The sequence below is a fragment of the Streptomyces sp. JLBG701 genome (assembly GCF_058544905.1).
In genome coordinates this window covers 5900644-5915241 of sequence record NZ_CM178588.1, presented here as the reverse complement: position 1 = coordinate 5915241, position 14598 = coordinate 5900644, and the positions used below count along the sequence as shown (strand labels likewise).

Below are 14598 nucleotides of genomic sequence, written 5' to 3'. Positions count from 1 at the left end.
ACCCTCCCTCAGCTGAAGGGAACGGCGTCCGCCGCGGCGGTGTGCCAGTTGGTGACGATCGGGTCCTCGACCGTGATGGTGCCGACCGGAAGGGAAACCGGGTTGGGGTCGTCGTCACCGACGGCGACGAGGATGCTGTCCAGTTCCTTGCCACCGTTTCCGCCGGTGCTCTTCGGGTTCACCCCGGCGTAGGCGACGGTGCTCCCACTCAGCGTGATCTCCTGGCCGACGGCCTGCTCCGCGGGACCCGCCTCGGTGCCGTCGGATCCGAACGCCACGGTCGGAAGCGCGGCGGGCAGAACACAGGTGATCCCCGACTTCGCCTTCGCGATGACCTGCCCGTGGTCCATGGCTCCGCCCACGAGGGCAGCGGAGACGAGGAGGGCCTTGCGACGGTTGCCGGACATGAAATCCCTAGCACGACCGGGCCGGCGACTGGGATGGCGACTGGGCCGGCTCGCGAAGAAGCCCCGTCCGGCACGCAGACGGGGCTTCCTTGGGCCTCAGATCTCCCGTGTCAGGCCTGCGGCCCGCCCTCGGTCATCCCGTGCACGGCCGGGATCGTGCCCAGCCGCCCCTTCTGGAAGTCCTCGAAAGCCTGCTGAAGCTCTTCCCGGGTGTTCATCACGAAGGGACCGTAGTGGGCCATGGGCTCACGGATCGGCTGGCCGCCCAAGAGCACGACCTCCAGGTCCGGGGTGTGGGAGTCCTGCTGCTCGTCCGCGCGGACGGTCAGGGACGACCCGGCGCCGAAGACGGCCGTCTGGCCCAGGTGGATCGGACGTCGCTCCGCACCGACGCTTCCCTTGCCCGCCAGCACGTACGCCAGGCCGTTGAAGTCCTCGCGCCAGGGCAGGGTCAGTTCCGCGCCCGGCGCCAGTGTCGCGTGGATCATCGTGATCGGGGTGTGCGTCATGCCGGGGCCCTCGTGGCCGTCCAGGTCGCCGGCGATGACGCGCAGGAGTGCGCCGCCGTCGAGGGAGGCGAGCAGCTGGACCTGGCCGCCTCGGATGTCCTGGTACTTGGGGGCCATCATCTTGTCCTTGGCCGGGAGGTTCACCCACAGCTGGAGGCCGTGGAAGAGGCCGCCGGACAGGACGAGGGACTCCGGCGGAGCCTCGATGTGGAGCAGACCCGAGCCCGCCGTCATCCACTGGGTGTCGCCGTTGGTGATGGTGCCGCCACCGCCGTGCGAGTCCTGGTGGTCGAAGACGCCGTCGATGATGTAGGTGACGGTCTCGAAGCCACGGTGCGGGTGCCAGGGGGTGCCCTTCGGCTCGCCCGGCGCGTACTCCACCTCGCCCATCTGGTCCATCATGATGAACGGGTCGAGGTGGCGATAGTTGATCCCGGCGAACGCCCGGCGCACCGGGAAGCCCTCACCTTCGAAACCGCTCGGCGCGGTAGTGACGGTCAGCACGGGACGCGCCACGGCGTCGGCCGGCGCGGCCACACGGGGCAGGGTCAGCGGGTTCTCGACGGTCACTGCAGGCATGGTCGGTACCTCCTTGGTGCGTCCAGTTTAGTTGAGCATTGAACTTTCTGCTACCCCCCAACAGCAAAAGCCCGGAGGCCATTCCCTCCACCCCTACCGCGACCCAGTGATTGACCCCTTCGGCCCAGGCAGCGAGAAGAAACCCGCAGGTCAGCTCTCGGATTCGTGAGCCAAAGGCTCCAATCACCCACCACCCCACGAGACGCCAGCGCGCCCGTCCACCCCGGCCCGCAGCGCAACCCACCCAAGACGCAGACCGACCCGGGACCCCCGCTTTCCGGGCCGCTCGCTCGCTTCTCACCCGTGCTGGAGCGAGCCGTGTCAAGGGTGGCCCAAAGGGCCATCGCCGAAGGCGACGCGACCGCAGGGAGCGCCCTTTACTCGGCTCGCGGAAGCACGACACTCGCAAGGAAGCGAGCGGCCCCAACGCCCACGCCTCCAACACACCCAGGCGAAGCCCGCCCCCAGCCTCCCCCAAGCTCCAGCCCTAACCCCCGTACATCCTGCGCATAGCGAACTCCACCATCTGCTCGACCGCCTTCGCGTCGAAGACCACCCGGTGCTCGCCCTCCATGTCGAGGACGAAGCCGTAGCCGGTCGGCAGCAGGTCGATCACCTCGGCCCCGGTGATCACGAAGTACTTGGACTCCTTGCCCGCGTACCGGCGGAGTTCCTTCAGCGAGGTGAACATCGGGATGACCGGCTGCTGGGTGTTGTGCAGGGCGAGGAAGCCGGGGCCCTCACCGCGTGGGCAGTAGACCTTCGAGGTCGCGAAGACCTGCTGGAAATCCTCGGCCGACATCTGCCCGGTCGTGAAGGCGCGCACGGCGTCCGCGAGCGAGGGCGGGGACGGCTCGGGGTAGAGGGGCGGCTGCTGGCCGTATCCGCCGACACCGCCGGGCATGTTCTGCTGCGGCGGGGCGTACCCCTGCTGAGCGCCGGCGCTACCGTCCATGGGCTGGCCGTATCCGTACATGCGGCCAGCCTACCCACCGGCCCGCCCAGCCGGGCCGGTACCAAGTACTGCCCGGCCCGGCACACACATCGGAACCTCACAGACTTGCCCTTGGATCCCCACAGCGGCCGCTCATAGCGTCACCCTCATCAAAGTGCTCGCCAAATACCGGCAAAGCACGGTCAATCACCGGAGGGGGCACACCATGGCCACGCACGGACACGGACACGGACTCGGACACCACCACCACGACGGCGAGGACCACGAGCACGACAGAGGACTCTCCTACGACCTCCCCGTCCTCGCCCGCCGCCGCATGATCCGCCTGCTGGCGGGAGCCAGCCTCATACCGCTGGTGGGCTGCGCGGCCGAGGACGACAGCACCTCCACCACCTCGTCCTCCACCACCTCCGCCGCCTCCTCTTCCTCCTCCGCCTCCTCCTCCACGGAATGCGCCGTCATCCCCAACGAAACAGCCGGCCCCTACCCCGGCGACGGTTCCAACGGTGTGAACGTCCTCAAGGAGAGCGGTGTCGTCCGCAGCGACATCACGAAGAGCTTCGGCGACTCGGCCGGCGGCACCGCCGAGGGCATCCCGCTGACCATCACGCTCACCGTCGTCGACGCCGCCTCCGGCTGCGGCACCCCGAAGGAGGGCGCCGCCGTCTACCTCTGGCACTGCGACCGGGACGGCAACTACTCCCTCTACTCGGAGGGGGTCACCGAGGAGAACTACCTCCGAGGCGTCCAGGAGACCGACGACAAGGGCCAGGTCACCTTCACCAGCATCTTCCCGGCCTGCTACTCGGGCCGCTGGCCGCACATCCACTTCGAGGTCTACGGCAGCCTGGAGGACGCCACCGCGGCCACCTCCATCACGAACACCTCGCAGCTGGCGTTCCCGAAGGACGTCTGCGACACGGTGTACGCGACGGACGGCTACAGCAAGAGCGTGCAGAACCTGAGCCAGCTCTCCATCGACACGGACAACATCTTCAGCGACGGCTACGACCAGCAGCTGGCGACGGTCGAGGGCAGCACGGACAAGGGGTACACGGCGACCCTCACGGTGCCCGTCTGAGCCCGCACCATGCGCCGGGGCGCGGAACGCGTCACACATGGGCGGTTCGGGGTTGCTTCTTATTACCGACGGGTAGCATCATCAGTAGCTACTTGTTGGTACGTGAAATAAGAACCAGCCGCGAGGAGCCAGTGAGTGCCTCGCCGATCCTCTACGGAGCCGTCGCCATGGGGCACTACAAGTCGAATCTCCGCGACATCGAGTTCAACCTCTTCGAGGTCCTCGGGCGCGACAAGCTGTACGGGACGGGTCCGTTCGCGGAGATGGACACCGACACCGCCAAGAGCATCCTGGAGGAGCTGACGCGCCTCTCGGAGAACGAGCTGGCGGAGTCCTTCGCGGACGCCGACCGCAACCCGCCGGTGTTCGACCCGGAGACGAACACCGCTCCGGTCCCGGCGTCCTTCAAGAAGAGCTACAAAGCCTTCATGGACTCCGAGTACTGGCGGCTCGGGCTCCCCGAGGAGATCGGCGGCACCACCGCTCCCCCCTCGCTCATCTGGTCGTACGCGGAGCTGATCCTCGGTGCGAACCCGGCCGTGTGGATGTACTCCTCCGGTCCGGCGTTCGCCGGGATCCTCTTCGACGAGGGCAACGACGTACAGAAGAAGATCGCCCAGATCGCCGTGGAGCGGACCTGGGGTTCGACCATGGTGCTCACCGAGCCCGACGCCGGTTCCGACGTCGGCGCCGGTCGCACCAAGGCGATCCAGCAGGAGGACGGCTCCTGGCACATCGAGGGCGTGAAGCGCTTCATCACCTCCGGTGAGCACGACATGGAGGAGAACATCCTCCACTACGTCCTCGCCCGCCCCGAGGGCCACGGCCCCGGCACCAAGGGCCTGTCCCTCTTCATGGTCCCGAAGTACCTCTTCGACTTCGAGACCGGGGAGCTGGGCGAGCGCAACGGCGCCTACGCCACCAACGTCGAGCACAAGATGGGCCTCAAGGCCTCCAACACCTGCGAGATGACCTTCGGCGACCGTCACCCGGCCAAGGGCTGGCTGATCGGTGACAAGCACGACGGCATCCGCCAGATGTTCCGGATCATCGAGTTCGCTCGCATGATGGTCGGTACGAAGGCCATCTCGACGCTGTCGACCGGCTACCTCAACGCCCTTGAGTACGCCAAGGAGCGCGTCCAGGGTCCGGACCTCGCGAACTTCATGGACAAGGCCGCGCCCAAGGTCACCATCACGCACCACCCGGATGTGCGCCGCTCGCTGATGACGCAGAAGGCGTACGCCGAGGGCATGCGCGCCCTCGTCCTGTACACCGCCTCGATCCAGGACGCGATCGCCGTCAAGGAGACGAACGGCGAGGACGCGAAGACCGAGCACGCGCTCAACGACCTCCTCCTGCCGATCGTCAAGGGCTACGGCTCCGAGAAGGGCTACGAGCAGCTCGCCCAGTCGCTGCAGACCTTCGGCGGCTCCGGCTTCCTGCAGGAGTACCCGATCGAGCAGTACATCCGCGACGCGAAGATCGACACCCTGTACGAGGGCACGACCGCGATCCAGGGCCAGGACTTCTTCTTCCGGAAGATCGTCCGCAACCAGGGCGCGGCGCTGAACTCCCTCGCCGAGGACATCAAGAAGTTCCTCGCGCTCGGCACCGGCGGCGAGGACCTGGCGGGCGCCCGCGAGCACCTCGCGAAGGCCGCCGTCGAGCTGGAGGCCATCGTCGGCCTGATGCTCACCGACCTCGCCGCCACCGAGCAGGACGTCAAGAACATCTACAAGGTGGGCCTCAACACCACCCGCCTGCTGATGGCCTCCGGTGACGTCGTCGTCGGTTACCTGCTGCTCAAGGGCGCTGCCGTGGCCGCCGAGAAGCTGGAGACGGCCTCCGCCAAGGCTGTGTCTGTCAGGGATGTGGCCTTCTACACCGGCAAGATCGCGGCCGCGAAGTTCTTCGCCGCGAACGTCCTGCCGGGCGTCACCGGTGCGCGCAAGCTCGCCGAGGGCGTCGAGCTGGACCTGATGGAGCTCGACGAGGCCGCGTTCTAGGACACGGTTGCGGGAGTTCCTGACACGGTTCCAGGATTCTGGGACACATCGGGACAGCTGCACCCGGTCCGCACACTGCCCGCACGAGGGCCCGTTCCCACTCACGGGAACGGGCCCTGTCGCGTCGTTAAGGTGAACCCATGAGCGAACCAGTCCGCCTCGATCGCGGCCACACCGACGACCTGATGACCTTCCTCGCGGTGAGCCCGTCGCCGTACCACGCCGTGGCGAACGCCGCCGAGCGGCTGGAGAAGGCCGGCTTCCGACAGGTCGCCGAGACGGACGCCTGGGACGGGACGAGCGGCGGCAAGTACGTGCTGCGCGGTGGCGCGATCGTGGCCTGGTACGTCCCCGAGGGCGCCGAGCCGCACACGCCGTTCCGGATCGTCGGCGCGCACACCGACTCCCCCAACCTGCGGGTCAAGCCGCTGCCCGACACCGGGGCGCACGGCTGGCGCCAGGTGGCAGTGGAGATCTACGGCGGTCCCCTCCTCAACTCCTGGCTCGACCGCGACCTGGGCATGTCGGGCCGGCTGACCCTGCGCGACGGCTCGACCCGCCTGGTGAACGTCGACCGGCCCCTGCTGCGCGTCCCCCAACTCGCCATCCACCTCGACCGTTCCGTGTCGGCGGAGGGCCTCAAGCTCGACAAGCAGCGCCATCTCCAGCCCATCTGGGGCCTGGGCGACGACGTCCGCGACGGTGACCTGATCGCCTTCCTGGAGGAGGAGTCCGGCCTCCCGGCGGGCGAGGTCACCGGCTGGGACCTGATGGTGCACTCCGTGGAGCCGCCGGCCTACCTGGGCCGCGACCAGGACCTGGTCGCCGGTCCGCGCATGGACAACCTGCTGTCCGTGCACGCCGCCACGGCCGCGCTGACCGCCGTCGCGACCTCGAGTGCGCAGCTGCCGTACGTCCCCGTCCTGGTCGCCTTCGACCACGAGGAGAACGGCTCGCAGTCGGACACGGGAGCGGACGGGCCGCTGCTAGGCAGTGTGCTGGAGCGCTCGGTGTTCGCGCGCGGTGGATCGTACGAGGACCGGGCGAGGGCCTTCGCCGGCACCGTCTGTCTGTCGTCGGACACGGGCCACGCGGTCCACCCCAACTACGCGGAGCGGCACGACCCGACGCACCACCCGCGGGTCAACGGCGGCCCCATCCTCAAGGTGAACGTCAACCAGCGCTACGCGACGGACGGTTCGGGCCGCGCCGTATGGGCCGCGGCCTGTGAGAAGGCGGGCGTGCCCTTCCAGTCCTTCGTCTCCAACAACTCCATGCCGTGCGGCACGACGATCGGCCCGATCACCGCCGCCCGGCACGGCATCAAGACCGTCGACATCGGTGTCGCGATCCTGTCGATGCACAGCGCCCGGGAGTTGTGCGGCGCGGACGACCCGCATCTGCTGGCGAACGCGCTGGTGGCGTTCCTGGAAGGGTGACGGAGGGTCAACTCGGACCCACAGGGCAAACACAGACAACCGTGAGCAGTCCGTTACTCGGTATGACTTGTGCGGTTGTGTGAATTCCGTGAAGACTCGGGAGTCGTAAGGGCCCGGGGGGTGAGCAGTGCCGGGCCCTGTTCCACTGCGCGACAGGGGGCTCTCGTGCTCGACACGGCGGTACGGCAGGGCCGGGCGCGGCGCCGGCACGCCGCCCGGCGCGCCCATGCCGCGCCGGAGGAACCGGTCGGCAGACCGCGCCTCGCGGTGCTGATACCGGCCCACAACGAGGCGGACCGCATCGCCGCCGCCATCGAGGGACTCTGGGACCAGACCCGGCGACCGGACCTGATCGTGGTCGTCGCCGACAACTGCACCGACGAAACCGCCGAGATCGCCGCCGCGCACGGCGCCCAGGTCTTCCACACCCAGGGCAACACCCACAAGAAGGCCGGCGCCCTCAACCAGGCCATCGCCTGGATGCTGCCCCACCTCGACGACCGGGACCTGCTGCTCGTGCAGGACGCCGACACCGTCCTGGACCCATGGTTCGCCGAAACCGCCCTCGCCACCTTCAACCGCAAGGTCGGCGCCGTCGGCGGCGTCTTCTACGGCGAGCAGGGCGGCGGCTTCATCGGCCTCCTCCAGCGCATGGAGTTCCACCGCTACGCCTGGGAGCTGGAGCGCACCGGCGGCAAGGCCCAGGTGCTCACCGGCACCGGCACCATGTTCCGCGCCCGCGTCCTGCGCGAGGTGCGCGCCGCCCGCCGCGCCGGGGTCATCGGCGGCGGCACCGGCTACTACAGCTTCGCCTCGCTCACCGAGGACGACGAGATGACCAAGGCGGTCAAGACGCTCGGCTACCGGACCATGTCCCCGGCCGGCTGCGCGGTCACCACCGAGGTCATGCCCAGCCTGGGCAAACTGTGGCACCAGCGGCTGCGCTGGCAGCGCGGCGCCCTGGAGAACCTGCGCGACTACGGCTGGACCAAGGTCACCGCCCGCTACTTCCTCCAGCAGTTCCTGATGGGCTTCGGCGCGCTGTCCTTCCTCGTCTACCTCACCTACATGACCACGTACACGACGCTGTACGGCTGGCCCGGCTTCTCGCCGTTCTGGACGGCGATCGGCCTGATCTTCGTGGTCGAGAAGACCGTCTCCGTACGCCGCGCGGGGCCCAAGGCCGTCCTGGTCGCGGCGCTGATGATCCCCGAGATGCTCTACGACCTGTTCCAGCACGCCGTCTACTTCACCTCCCTGTGGGGACTGCTCCGCCGCAGCGAGGAGAAGTGGGTGGCGACATGAGCCCCCCGCAACCTGTCTACCTCTAGGAGAAGCACGATGTACGGAAGAGTGATCGGCGCCGGTACCACCGGTGCGGGCGGCGCCACCCTGGCCGCCACCGGCCTGTGGCTGAACAGCATGGCGCTGATGGTCACGGCCACCACCCTGGTCGCCGCGGGCATGGCCATCTACAAGCTGGCGCCCCGCCCGCGCCGCCGCTGACCCCGGCAGACGGTCACCTCAGCGCGTGGCCCGTCGTCGAGTCCACATGGGCCGGTATCTCGTCGTGGCGGTCGCCCACGGTCGAGGTACCGGTCGGTTCCAGGAGCAGGATGTCGGTCGGGACGGGCGCGTACGGCTTGTGCTCGATGCCTCGGGGGACGGTGAAGACGGCGCCCTTGGCGAGCGTCACCGTGCGCTCACCGGCCGACTCCCGCAGGGCGATGCGTAGTTCCCCCTCCAGGACCAGGAAGAACTCGTCGGTGTCGTCGTGGACGTGCCAGAGGTGCTCGCCCTCGACATGCGTGACGCGTACGTCGTAGTCGTTGACCGTGGTGACGATGCGGGGGCTCCACTGCTCCGTGAAGGAGGCCAGGGCGGCGGACAGCGAGATGGGTTCCATGGGCACATCGTGCGGGGTGCCGTATCCGGCGTGCGAGTGCTAGGAATCGCACATGCCGCAAGGATCCTCTCAATCGAGTCCTGGGAAGCCGCACCGGGTCGTGCTCGTCGTCGACGAGAACTCCAACCCGTTCGAGATGAGCTGTGCCATCGAGGTCTTCGGGCTGCGCAGGCCGGAGTTGGGGCGGGAGCTGTACGACTTCGGGCTCTGCGCGGCCGAGCCGCACACCCGTATGCGGGACGGCTTCTTCACCCTCACCGGTGTCGCCGGGCTGGAGGCGGCCGATGAGGCGGACACGCTGATCGTGCCGAACCGGCCCGACACCGATGCGCCACGCGCGCGTGAGGTACTCGACGTGATCCGGCGGGCACACGCGCGTGGAGCCCGGCTGATCGGTTTCTGTTCGGGCGCGTTCACCATCGCCGAAGCCGGGCTGCTGGACGGGCGGCGCGCGGCCTGCCACTGGATGTGGGCCGAGTCCTTCCGGGCCCGTTTCCCGCGCGTACTGCTGGAGCCGGACGTCCTCTTCGTCGACGACGGGGACATCCTCACCGCATCCGGCAGCGCGTCGGCGCTCGACCTGGGGCTGCACGTCGTACGACGCGACCACGGCGCCGAAGTCGCCAACCACGTCTCCCGTCGCCTCGTCTTCGCCGCCCACCGGGACGGCGGGCAACGCCAGTTCGTGGAACGACCCGTGCCGGACGTACCCGACGACTCGCTCGGCCCCCTGGTGGCGTGGGCCCAGGAGCGGCTGGGGGAGCCGTTGACCGTGGCGGAGTTGGCGGCCCGCGCGGCCGTGTCCCCCGCCACCCTCCACCGCCGCTTCCGCACCCAACTCGGCACGACCCCGCTGGCCTGGCTGACGGGGGAGCGCGTGGCGCTGGCGTGCCGGCTGATCGAGCGCGGAGAGGAACGGCTCGACGTGGTGGCGGCAAGGAGCGGACTCGGTACGGCCGCGAACCTACGGGCCCGGCTACGGCGCGAGACAGGGCTCAGTCCGTCGGCTTACCGGCGACGCTTCGGAACCGCCGGCGGGGACGCCCTCCGCGGCCGTGGGACTGGTGGGTGATCATCCCATCGGCCCAACCCGGCTGGTTCCGCACAGGCCGCCGGGGAAGTCGTACGGCATGAGATTTCTCGTACGCGATCGGCTCCTCGGCATCGGTGACGACTACTGGATCGAGGACGACGACGGCAACAAGGTGTTTCTCGTGGACGGCAAGGCCATGCGGCTGCGGGACACCTTCGAGCTCAAGGACACGCTGGGGCGGGTCGTGATCGACATTCGCCAGAAGATGTTCGCCCTGCGGGACACGATGGTGATCGAGCGGGACGGTGAGCCGCTGGCGACGGTCAGGCGCAAGCGGCTGTCGCTGTTGCGCAACCACTACCGGGTGACGCTGGCGGACGGCAGTACCGAGCTGGACGTCAGCGGGAAGATCCTCGACCGCGAGTTCGGCATCGACTACGACGGTGAGCTGCTCGCCCAGATCTCCCGGAGGTGGCTGCGCGTCCGGGAGACGTACGGCGTCGATGTCGTACAGGACGACGCGGATCCGGCGCTGCTGATCGCGGTGGCGGTGTGCGTGATCCATCTCGCCGACAAGGAACGGGAGTCGGACTGACCCCGGCCGCCTGTCACTCCTCCAGCCAGCCCACCCTGCGGGCGTAGCTGCCGGCCTGGAAGCGGCTCTGGGCGCCGAGTTCGAGCAGGAGTTCCGAGACGTGGCGGCGGTAGGTGGTGGTGGACATGGACAGCCGGCGGGCGGCCATCTCGTCCTTCATGCCGGAGTCGAGCATCTGCAGGACGGCCCGGCGCATCTCGTCCTTGGGCGCGGCGCTCTCGTCGGTGTCCGCCACCGTGAAGGGGCGTGCGGCCTCCCACACGCTCTCCCACGAGCGGTACAGATGGCGGGCCAGGGAAGGGTCCCGCACCACGAGCGCGCCCTCGCCGTCGGGCTGGTCGGGGTCGGTGACGACGGCCGTCTCGGCGTCGAAGAGGATGACGCGGTCCGGTATGTGGGCGACGGTGCGGAACTGCACGCCGGCGTCGGCCGCCGCGCTCATGTGCTGCCGCATGTAGGGGTGGGAGAGCACGGAGTGCGGATAGATCGTACGGAGCCGGATGCCGCGCTCGGCGGCCTCGACGGTCCGTGACCTGCCCTCGTCGATGACTTTCTGGGCGGGCACGGAGGGGTGGGCGGAGGCGATCTCGAACGTCGCGGAGACCGTGAGCCGTTCCAGGACGGTCCGGATGGCGTCGAGGCCGTTCAGCCGCTCGGCCGTGGTCTGCTGGAAGTGGCTCTGCCAGGCCTCCTCGAACACGGTCCGCATGGTCATCACATGGTTGTTGACCTGGTCGACCTGGCGTTGGAGCTGCCGTATTCGGGCCTCCACCGGGCCGTTGAGGTGGGCTACGGCGACATCGGGGCTGTTGGCCGTGTAGGTGGAGTTGGCGTTGCGGGCCGACCGGCCGTCGCCTGCGGTGCTCCGGCCGTCGCCGTGGGCGCGGAACGCGGGGAGCTGGGTCTGGTGCAGGAGGTGGAGGGTGAGGAGGTCCTCGATGGCCGCCTCCACCTCCTCAAGCGGTACGCCGAACTCCGCGGCGGCCCGCTCGGAACGCACGGTTCCGCTCTCCAGCGCCCTCCGGTACAGGCGTTGATGCAGCTCACGCAGGGTCGGAAGCTTCGGTTCCGTGTCCATTTGACTCACGTTTCTCGCACTGTGGGGGGCGCTGGGCCATGACGACTAGTCGTCTACGACTTGTCACCACCAGTGATTGGTGGCGGTTGTCGAGCCCTGTCCGGCAGGCTGCATGTCGGGGCACGGGGAGACCCCCCGGCCCCTCAATACAAACGGGGGAGAAGAAAGTGAGCTTTGATCGAGCTGTAGCGTCGCTCGTGGTCGCCCTTTCCTTTATCGGAATTCTTGGCGCGACATCGGCGGTTTCCGCCGGCAACTTGGCCGAATCCGATCTGGGCGTACACGGCTTGGCCGATTCCACGGGGCAGGTCGGGGCGGACGACATCATCTGGGGCTGAGCAGACCAGCACGCCACTGACATCCCCCTTCTGTGATCCACCCGGCCCCCACCGATACCGACTCATACGACTACCGGCCAAGCGCCTGAACTATAGCGGAAGTCGCTGAACAGCGCCGGTTTTCGGGCTGCCCGAGGATTGCCTCGGCCGGCGGATCGCAGCGAATCACAATGGCAAAGTTCCCACTGCCGCATGCCACTCGGCCGACGCCATGAAGGCCGACGGGGAAACACCCTGAACGCCCGCAAAAACATCCAGCCACAAGCGAGGAAACGATCGTGAAAGCAGCGGTAATCGGCACAGGCGGTATCGGAGGTCACTTCGGTACGCGCCCGGAAACACCGCTCCGTGACGAACCGACCGTATACAGCCCGCCGTTCGTGGAGCGGGACGGCCGGTGAACACACTCACGGGGGAGGTAGGCGCCGACGAGTCGAACGTCGACATCGCCGTCGTAGGAGCCGGGCCGTCCGGGCTCTACGCGGCCTACTACGCCGGATTCCGCGGCCTGACCTGTGCCGTCGTGGACGCGCTCGACGAGCCGGGCGGTCAAGTGGCCGCGCTCTACCCGGAGAAGCCGCTCTACGACGTCGCCGGGCACCCCGCGGTCAAGGGCCGTGAGCTGGTCGACAACCTGGTGGCGCAGACGGCGGTGTTCGAGCCGCGGTATCTGCTCGGGCACGGCGCGACCACGCTCAACTCCCGTGCCGGGGGCGGCTGGACGGTCGGTACCGACCAGGGGCATCTCGTGCACGCCGGTGCCGTGGTGATCGCCGTCGGGCTGGGCCGGTTCACGCCCCGCGCGCTGCCCTGTGCCCTGCCCTACCTGGGCCGGGGGGCGGCCTACCACGTGCCGCGACCCGACGACCACCGTGGCCGGGACGTGGTCGTCGTGGGCGGCGGGGACAGCGCGGTGGACTGGGCGTTGGCGCTCGCGCCGATCGCGCGCAGCACCACCCTGGTGCACCGGCGGGGTTCGTTCCGGGCGCACGAGCACAGCGTGAAGCAGCTGTACGACGCCCCGGTGCGGATCCTCACGGACGCGCGGGTGACCGCCTGTCATGGCGCCGGGGCGCTGGAGCGGGTGACGGTCACGTCCTCCGTTGAAGGTGAAGTCGGCGCCGGGACAGTCGAGTTGCCCGCCCAGACGCTGGTCGCCGCCCTGGGTTTCTCCGCCAACCTCGGCCCGCTCGCCCACTGGGGGGCGGACCTGGAGAACCGCCAGTTCCTGGTGGACCCGGCGACCCAGGCCACCAGCCTGCCCGGGGTCTACGCCGTCGGCGACGGCTGTACCCGCCCCGGCAGAGTCCCGCTGATCTCGGTCGGCTTCGGCGAGGCCGCGACCGCGGTCAACCACGCCGCCGTAGCGCTGCGCCCCGGCAGCCGGCTGGCCCCCGAGCACTCCTCCGACACCACTCCGCCGGAACACACCGCCCCAGGGAGCCTGTGACGCCGTGCTGTTGAAGAAGCTGACCCTGCTTCCGCAGGGCCTGGAAATCCTGCTGCCCGCGGGCTCTCCACTGACCGACGTCGAGTACGAGACCGACCAGCGCGTCATTCCGTTCGGCTGCCGTTCCGGCGCCTGCGGGGCCTGTGTCGTCGAGGTCGTCGAGGCCGTCGGGGGTGGCGCAGCCGCGCTCGGCGAGAGCGACCCCGAGGAACTCGACTTCCTGGAAGACCTGGGCAAGGCCGACGGCAGGCACCGCCTCGCCTGTCAGTGCCGCCTCCTGGACTCCGCGACGATCCGCGTCGCGGCCGACTGACTCACGTCAGCACACCGCACGAATCCGAGAACTCCGAAACCTCCGAAAACACCGACAAGACAAGGAAGTTCCATGTCCAACCTGTCCAACCGTGTGGTCAACGTCGGCTACGAGAGCCGCCGCCCGTTCCTCAACGCCGCCGCCTCCGCCGAACTGCGCGCGGAGATCGACGTACAGATCGACCGGCAGATCGACGAGTGGTACGCGAGCGTCCCCGCCGCCGCCCACCTAGAGGGCAAGGACGTCAACTCCGAGTACTACAAGCGGAACCTGATCGAGACGGCCTGGCGCATCCGGCTGCTGCGGGTCGCCGAGTCGAAGGCGCTGACCTCGATAGCCAAGCTCAGCCCGGAGGCCGCACAGGTGTGGGCCAACTACGAGCAGGAGGAGATGCTCCACGACGAGCTGTTCATCGACGACCTGGCCAAGGTCGGCGTGGACCGCGAGGAGTTCCTGTCGGTCGAGCCGTACCTGTCGACCAAGCTGCTCACCGGCTACTTCTCCTACCTCCTGGACCACGAGGGCCCGCTCGGCGTCGTCGCCTACTCGTACCTGGTCGAGTACGTGAACGTGAAGCTGGAGCCGCGCAAGCTCGTCGCCCTGAAGGAGTCGATCGGCGAGGGCAACATCGGCGGCCAGATCAGCCACTCGCACACCGACATCAACGACGACCACCCGGGCGAGGTCTGGGCGGCGCTGCGCTTCCTGATCCGTGGCGAGCAGGACATCGCCGCGCTGAAGAAGTACCTGGAGGAGCACCAGCGGCTGCTCGCCCTGTACTTCGAGGAGCTCTACGCCAACACCCTCGCCGAGAAGGCCACCGCGGCGGCCTGATCCGCGTCATCCCGCTCCGTTCCGTGGGCCGGCCTGTCCCCTCCGCCGGCCCCCGGAACGGGCCCACACCAT

Annotated in this window: 15 protein-coding genes and 1 pseudogene; 11 read left to right on the top strand and 5 right to left on the bottom strand. The window is 68.8% G+C overall.

The genetic code is table 11. From position 1 onward, the window contains the following. Positions 1-8 precede the first annotated feature (8 nt). The 3 genes and pseudogenes from AC5DRG_RS27415 to AC5DRG_RS27405 form a co-directional block, all read right to left on the bottom strand. Positions 9-335: pseudogene (locus AC5DRG_RS27415) on the bottom strand (DUF4232 domain-containing protein); the annotation flags it as partial. A gap of 182 nt (positions 336-517) precedes the next feature. Then, positions 518-1495, bottom strand: coding sequence for a pirin family protein (locus tag AC5DRG_RS27410; RefSeq protein WP_491802101.1), 978 nt, complete (start codon positions 1493-1495; stop codon positions 518-520). 487 nt (positions 1496-1982) lie between these two features. Continuing rightward, positions 1983-2471, bottom strand: a complete 489-nt coding sequence (locus tag AC5DRG_RS27405; RefSeq protein ID WP_491802100.1) for an SseB family protein — start codon at positions 2469-2471, stop codon at positions 1983-1985. A 184-nt stretch (positions 2472-2655) separates the two neighbouring features. On the opposite strand from AC5DRG_RS27405, the gene AC5DRG_RS27400 reads away from it, so the two are divergent. The 5 genes from AC5DRG_RS27400 (at position 2656) to AC5DRG_RS27380 (ending at position 8485) form a co-directional block, all read left to right on the top strand. Next, positions 2656-3531: an intradiol ring-cleavage dioxygenase gene (locus tag AC5DRG_RS27400; protein ID WP_491802099.1), complete on the top strand. Its 876-nt coding sequence runs from the start codon at positions 2656-2658 to the stop codon at positions 3529-3531. A 167-nt stretch (positions 3532-3698) separates the two neighbouring features. Beyond that, the gene (locus tag AC5DRG_RS27395; RefSeq protein WP_491813173.1) at positions 3699-5540 is read left to right on the top strand and encodes an acyl-CoA dehydrogenase; all 1842 of its coding nucleotides are present in this window, start codon (positions 3699-3701) and stop codon (positions 5538-5540) included. Between the two features lie 140 nt (positions 5541-5680). Further along, a complete protein-coding gene (locus AC5DRG_RS27390; protein WP_491802098.1) occupies positions 5681-6979 on the top strand; it encodes a M18 family aminopeptidase in 1299 nt (432 codons plus the stop codon). A 267-nt stretch (positions 6980-7246) separates the two neighbouring features. Beyond that, positions 7247-8284: a glycosyltransferase family 2 protein gene (locus tag AC5DRG_RS27385; RefSeq protein WP_491813172.1), complete on the top strand. Its 1038-nt coding sequence runs from the start codon at positions 7247-7249 to the stop codon at positions 8282-8284. Between the two features lie 36 nt (positions 8285-8320). Continuing rightward, entirely contained in the window at positions 8321-8485 is a 165-nt protein-coding gene (locus AC5DRG_RS27380; protein WP_491802097.1) for a hypothetical protein, read from the top strand. A 13-nt stretch (positions 8486-8498) separates the two neighbouring features. Here the strand turns inward: AC5DRG_RS27380 and AC5DRG_RS27375 are convergent, their stop codons facing one another. Continuing rightward, positions 8499-8891 (bottom strand): cupin domain-containing protein, encoded by a 393-nt coding sequence (locus AC5DRG_RS27375; RefSeq protein WP_491802096.1) that lies wholly within the window; start codon positions 8889-8891, stop codon positions 8499-8501. A gap of 46 nt (positions 8892-8937) precedes the next feature. Between AC5DRG_RS27375 and AC5DRG_RS27370 the strand changes: the two genes are divergently transcribed. After that, positions 8938-9957, top strand: a complete 1020-nt coding sequence (locus AC5DRG_RS27370; protein WP_491802095.1) for a helix-turn-helix domain-containing protein — start codon at positions 8938-8940, stop codon at positions 9955-9957. 58 nt (positions 9958-10015) lie between these two features. Further along, the gene (locus AC5DRG_RS27365) at positions 10016-10513 is read left to right on the top strand and encodes an LURP-one-related/scramblase family protein (protein ID WP_491802094.1); all 498 of its coding nucleotides are present in this window, start codon (positions 10016-10018) and stop codon (positions 10511-10513) included. A 13-nt stretch (positions 10514-10526) separates the two neighbouring features. Here AC5DRG_RS27365 and AC5DRG_RS27360 read toward each other — a convergent pair whose 3' ends face one another. Next, positions 10527-11591, bottom strand: coding sequence for a hypothetical protein (locus AC5DRG_RS27360; protein WP_491802093.1), 1065 nt, complete (start codon positions 11589-11591; stop codon positions 10527-10529). A gap of 167 nt (positions 11592-11758) precedes the next feature. Between AC5DRG_RS27360 and AC5DRG_RS27355 the strand changes: the two genes are divergently transcribed. The 4 genes from AC5DRG_RS27355 (at position 11759) to AC5DRG_RS27340 (ending at position 14526) form a co-directional block, all read left to right on the top strand. Further along, positions 11759-11929 carry a hypothetical protein gene (locus tag AC5DRG_RS27355; RefSeq protein ID WP_491802092.1) on the top strand — a complete coding sequence of 57 codons (171 nt, stop codon included), beginning with the start codon at positions 11759-11761 and terminating at the stop codon, positions 11927-11929. Positions 11930-12326: 397 nt separating this feature from the next. Continuing rightward, complete coding sequence (locus AC5DRG_RS27350) at positions 12327-13379, top strand: NAD(P)/FAD-dependent oxidoreductase (protein WP_491802091.1); 1053 nt, start codon at positions 12327-12329, stop codon at positions 13377-13379. 4 nt (positions 13380-13383) lie between these two features. Next, positions 13384-13692: a 2Fe-2S iron-sulfur cluster-binding protein gene (locus AC5DRG_RS27345; protein ID WP_491802090.1), complete on the top strand. Its 309-nt coding sequence runs from the start codon at positions 13384-13386 to the stop codon at positions 13690-13692. 72 nt (positions 13693-13764) lie between these two features. Then, the gene (locus AC5DRG_RS27340; protein WP_491802089.1) at positions 13765-14526 is read left to right on the top strand and encodes a hypothetical protein; all 762 of its coding nucleotides are present in this window, start codon (positions 13765-13767) and stop codon (positions 14524-14526) included. Positions 14527-14598: the final 72 nt, after the last annotated feature.

What these genes read in the sequence shown, in the direction of transcription:
- AC5DRG_RS27410 (WP_491802101.1), bottom strand. Translation starts at nt 1,495, where the DNA reads ATGCCTGCAGTGACCGTCGAGAACCCGCTGACCCTGCCCCGTGTGGCC.
- AC5DRG_RS27405 (WP_491802100.1), bottom strand. Translation starts at nt 2,471, where the DNA reads ATGTACGGATACGGCCAGCCCATGGACGGTAGCGCCGGCGCTCAGCAG.
- AC5DRG_RS27400 (WP_491802099.1), top strand. Translation starts at nt 2,656, where the DNA reads ATGGCCACGCACGGACACGGACACGGACTCGGACACCACCACCACGAC.
- AC5DRG_RS27395 (WP_491813173.1), top strand. Translation starts at nt 3,699, where the DNA reads ATGGGGCACTACAAGTCGAATCTCCGCGACATCGAGTTCAACCTCTTC.
- AC5DRG_RS27390 (WP_491802098.1), top strand. Translation starts at nt 5,681, where the DNA reads ATGAGCGAACCAGTCCGCCTCGATCGCGGCCACACCGACGACCTGATG.
- AC5DRG_RS27380 (WP_491802097.1), top strand. Translation starts at nt 8,321, where the DNA reads ATGTACGGAAGAGTGATCGGCGCCGGTACCACCGGTGCGGGCGGCGCC.
- AC5DRG_RS27370 (WP_491802095.1), top strand. Translation starts at nt 8,938, where the DNA reads ATGCCGCAAGGATCCTCTCAATCGAGTCCTGGGAAGCCGCACCGGGTC.
- AC5DRG_RS27365 (WP_491802094.1), top strand. Translation starts at nt 10,016, where the DNA reads ATGAGATTTCTCGTACGCGATCGGCTCCTCGGCATCGGTGACGACTAC.
- AC5DRG_RS27360 (WP_491802093.1), bottom strand. Translation starts at nt 11,591, where the DNA reads ATGGACACGGAACCGAAGCTTCCGACCCTGCGTGAGCTGCATCAACGC.
- AC5DRG_RS27340 (WP_491802089.1), top strand. Translation starts at nt 13,765, where the DNA reads ATGTCCAACCTGTCCAACCGTGTGGTCAACGTCGGCTACGAGAGCCGC.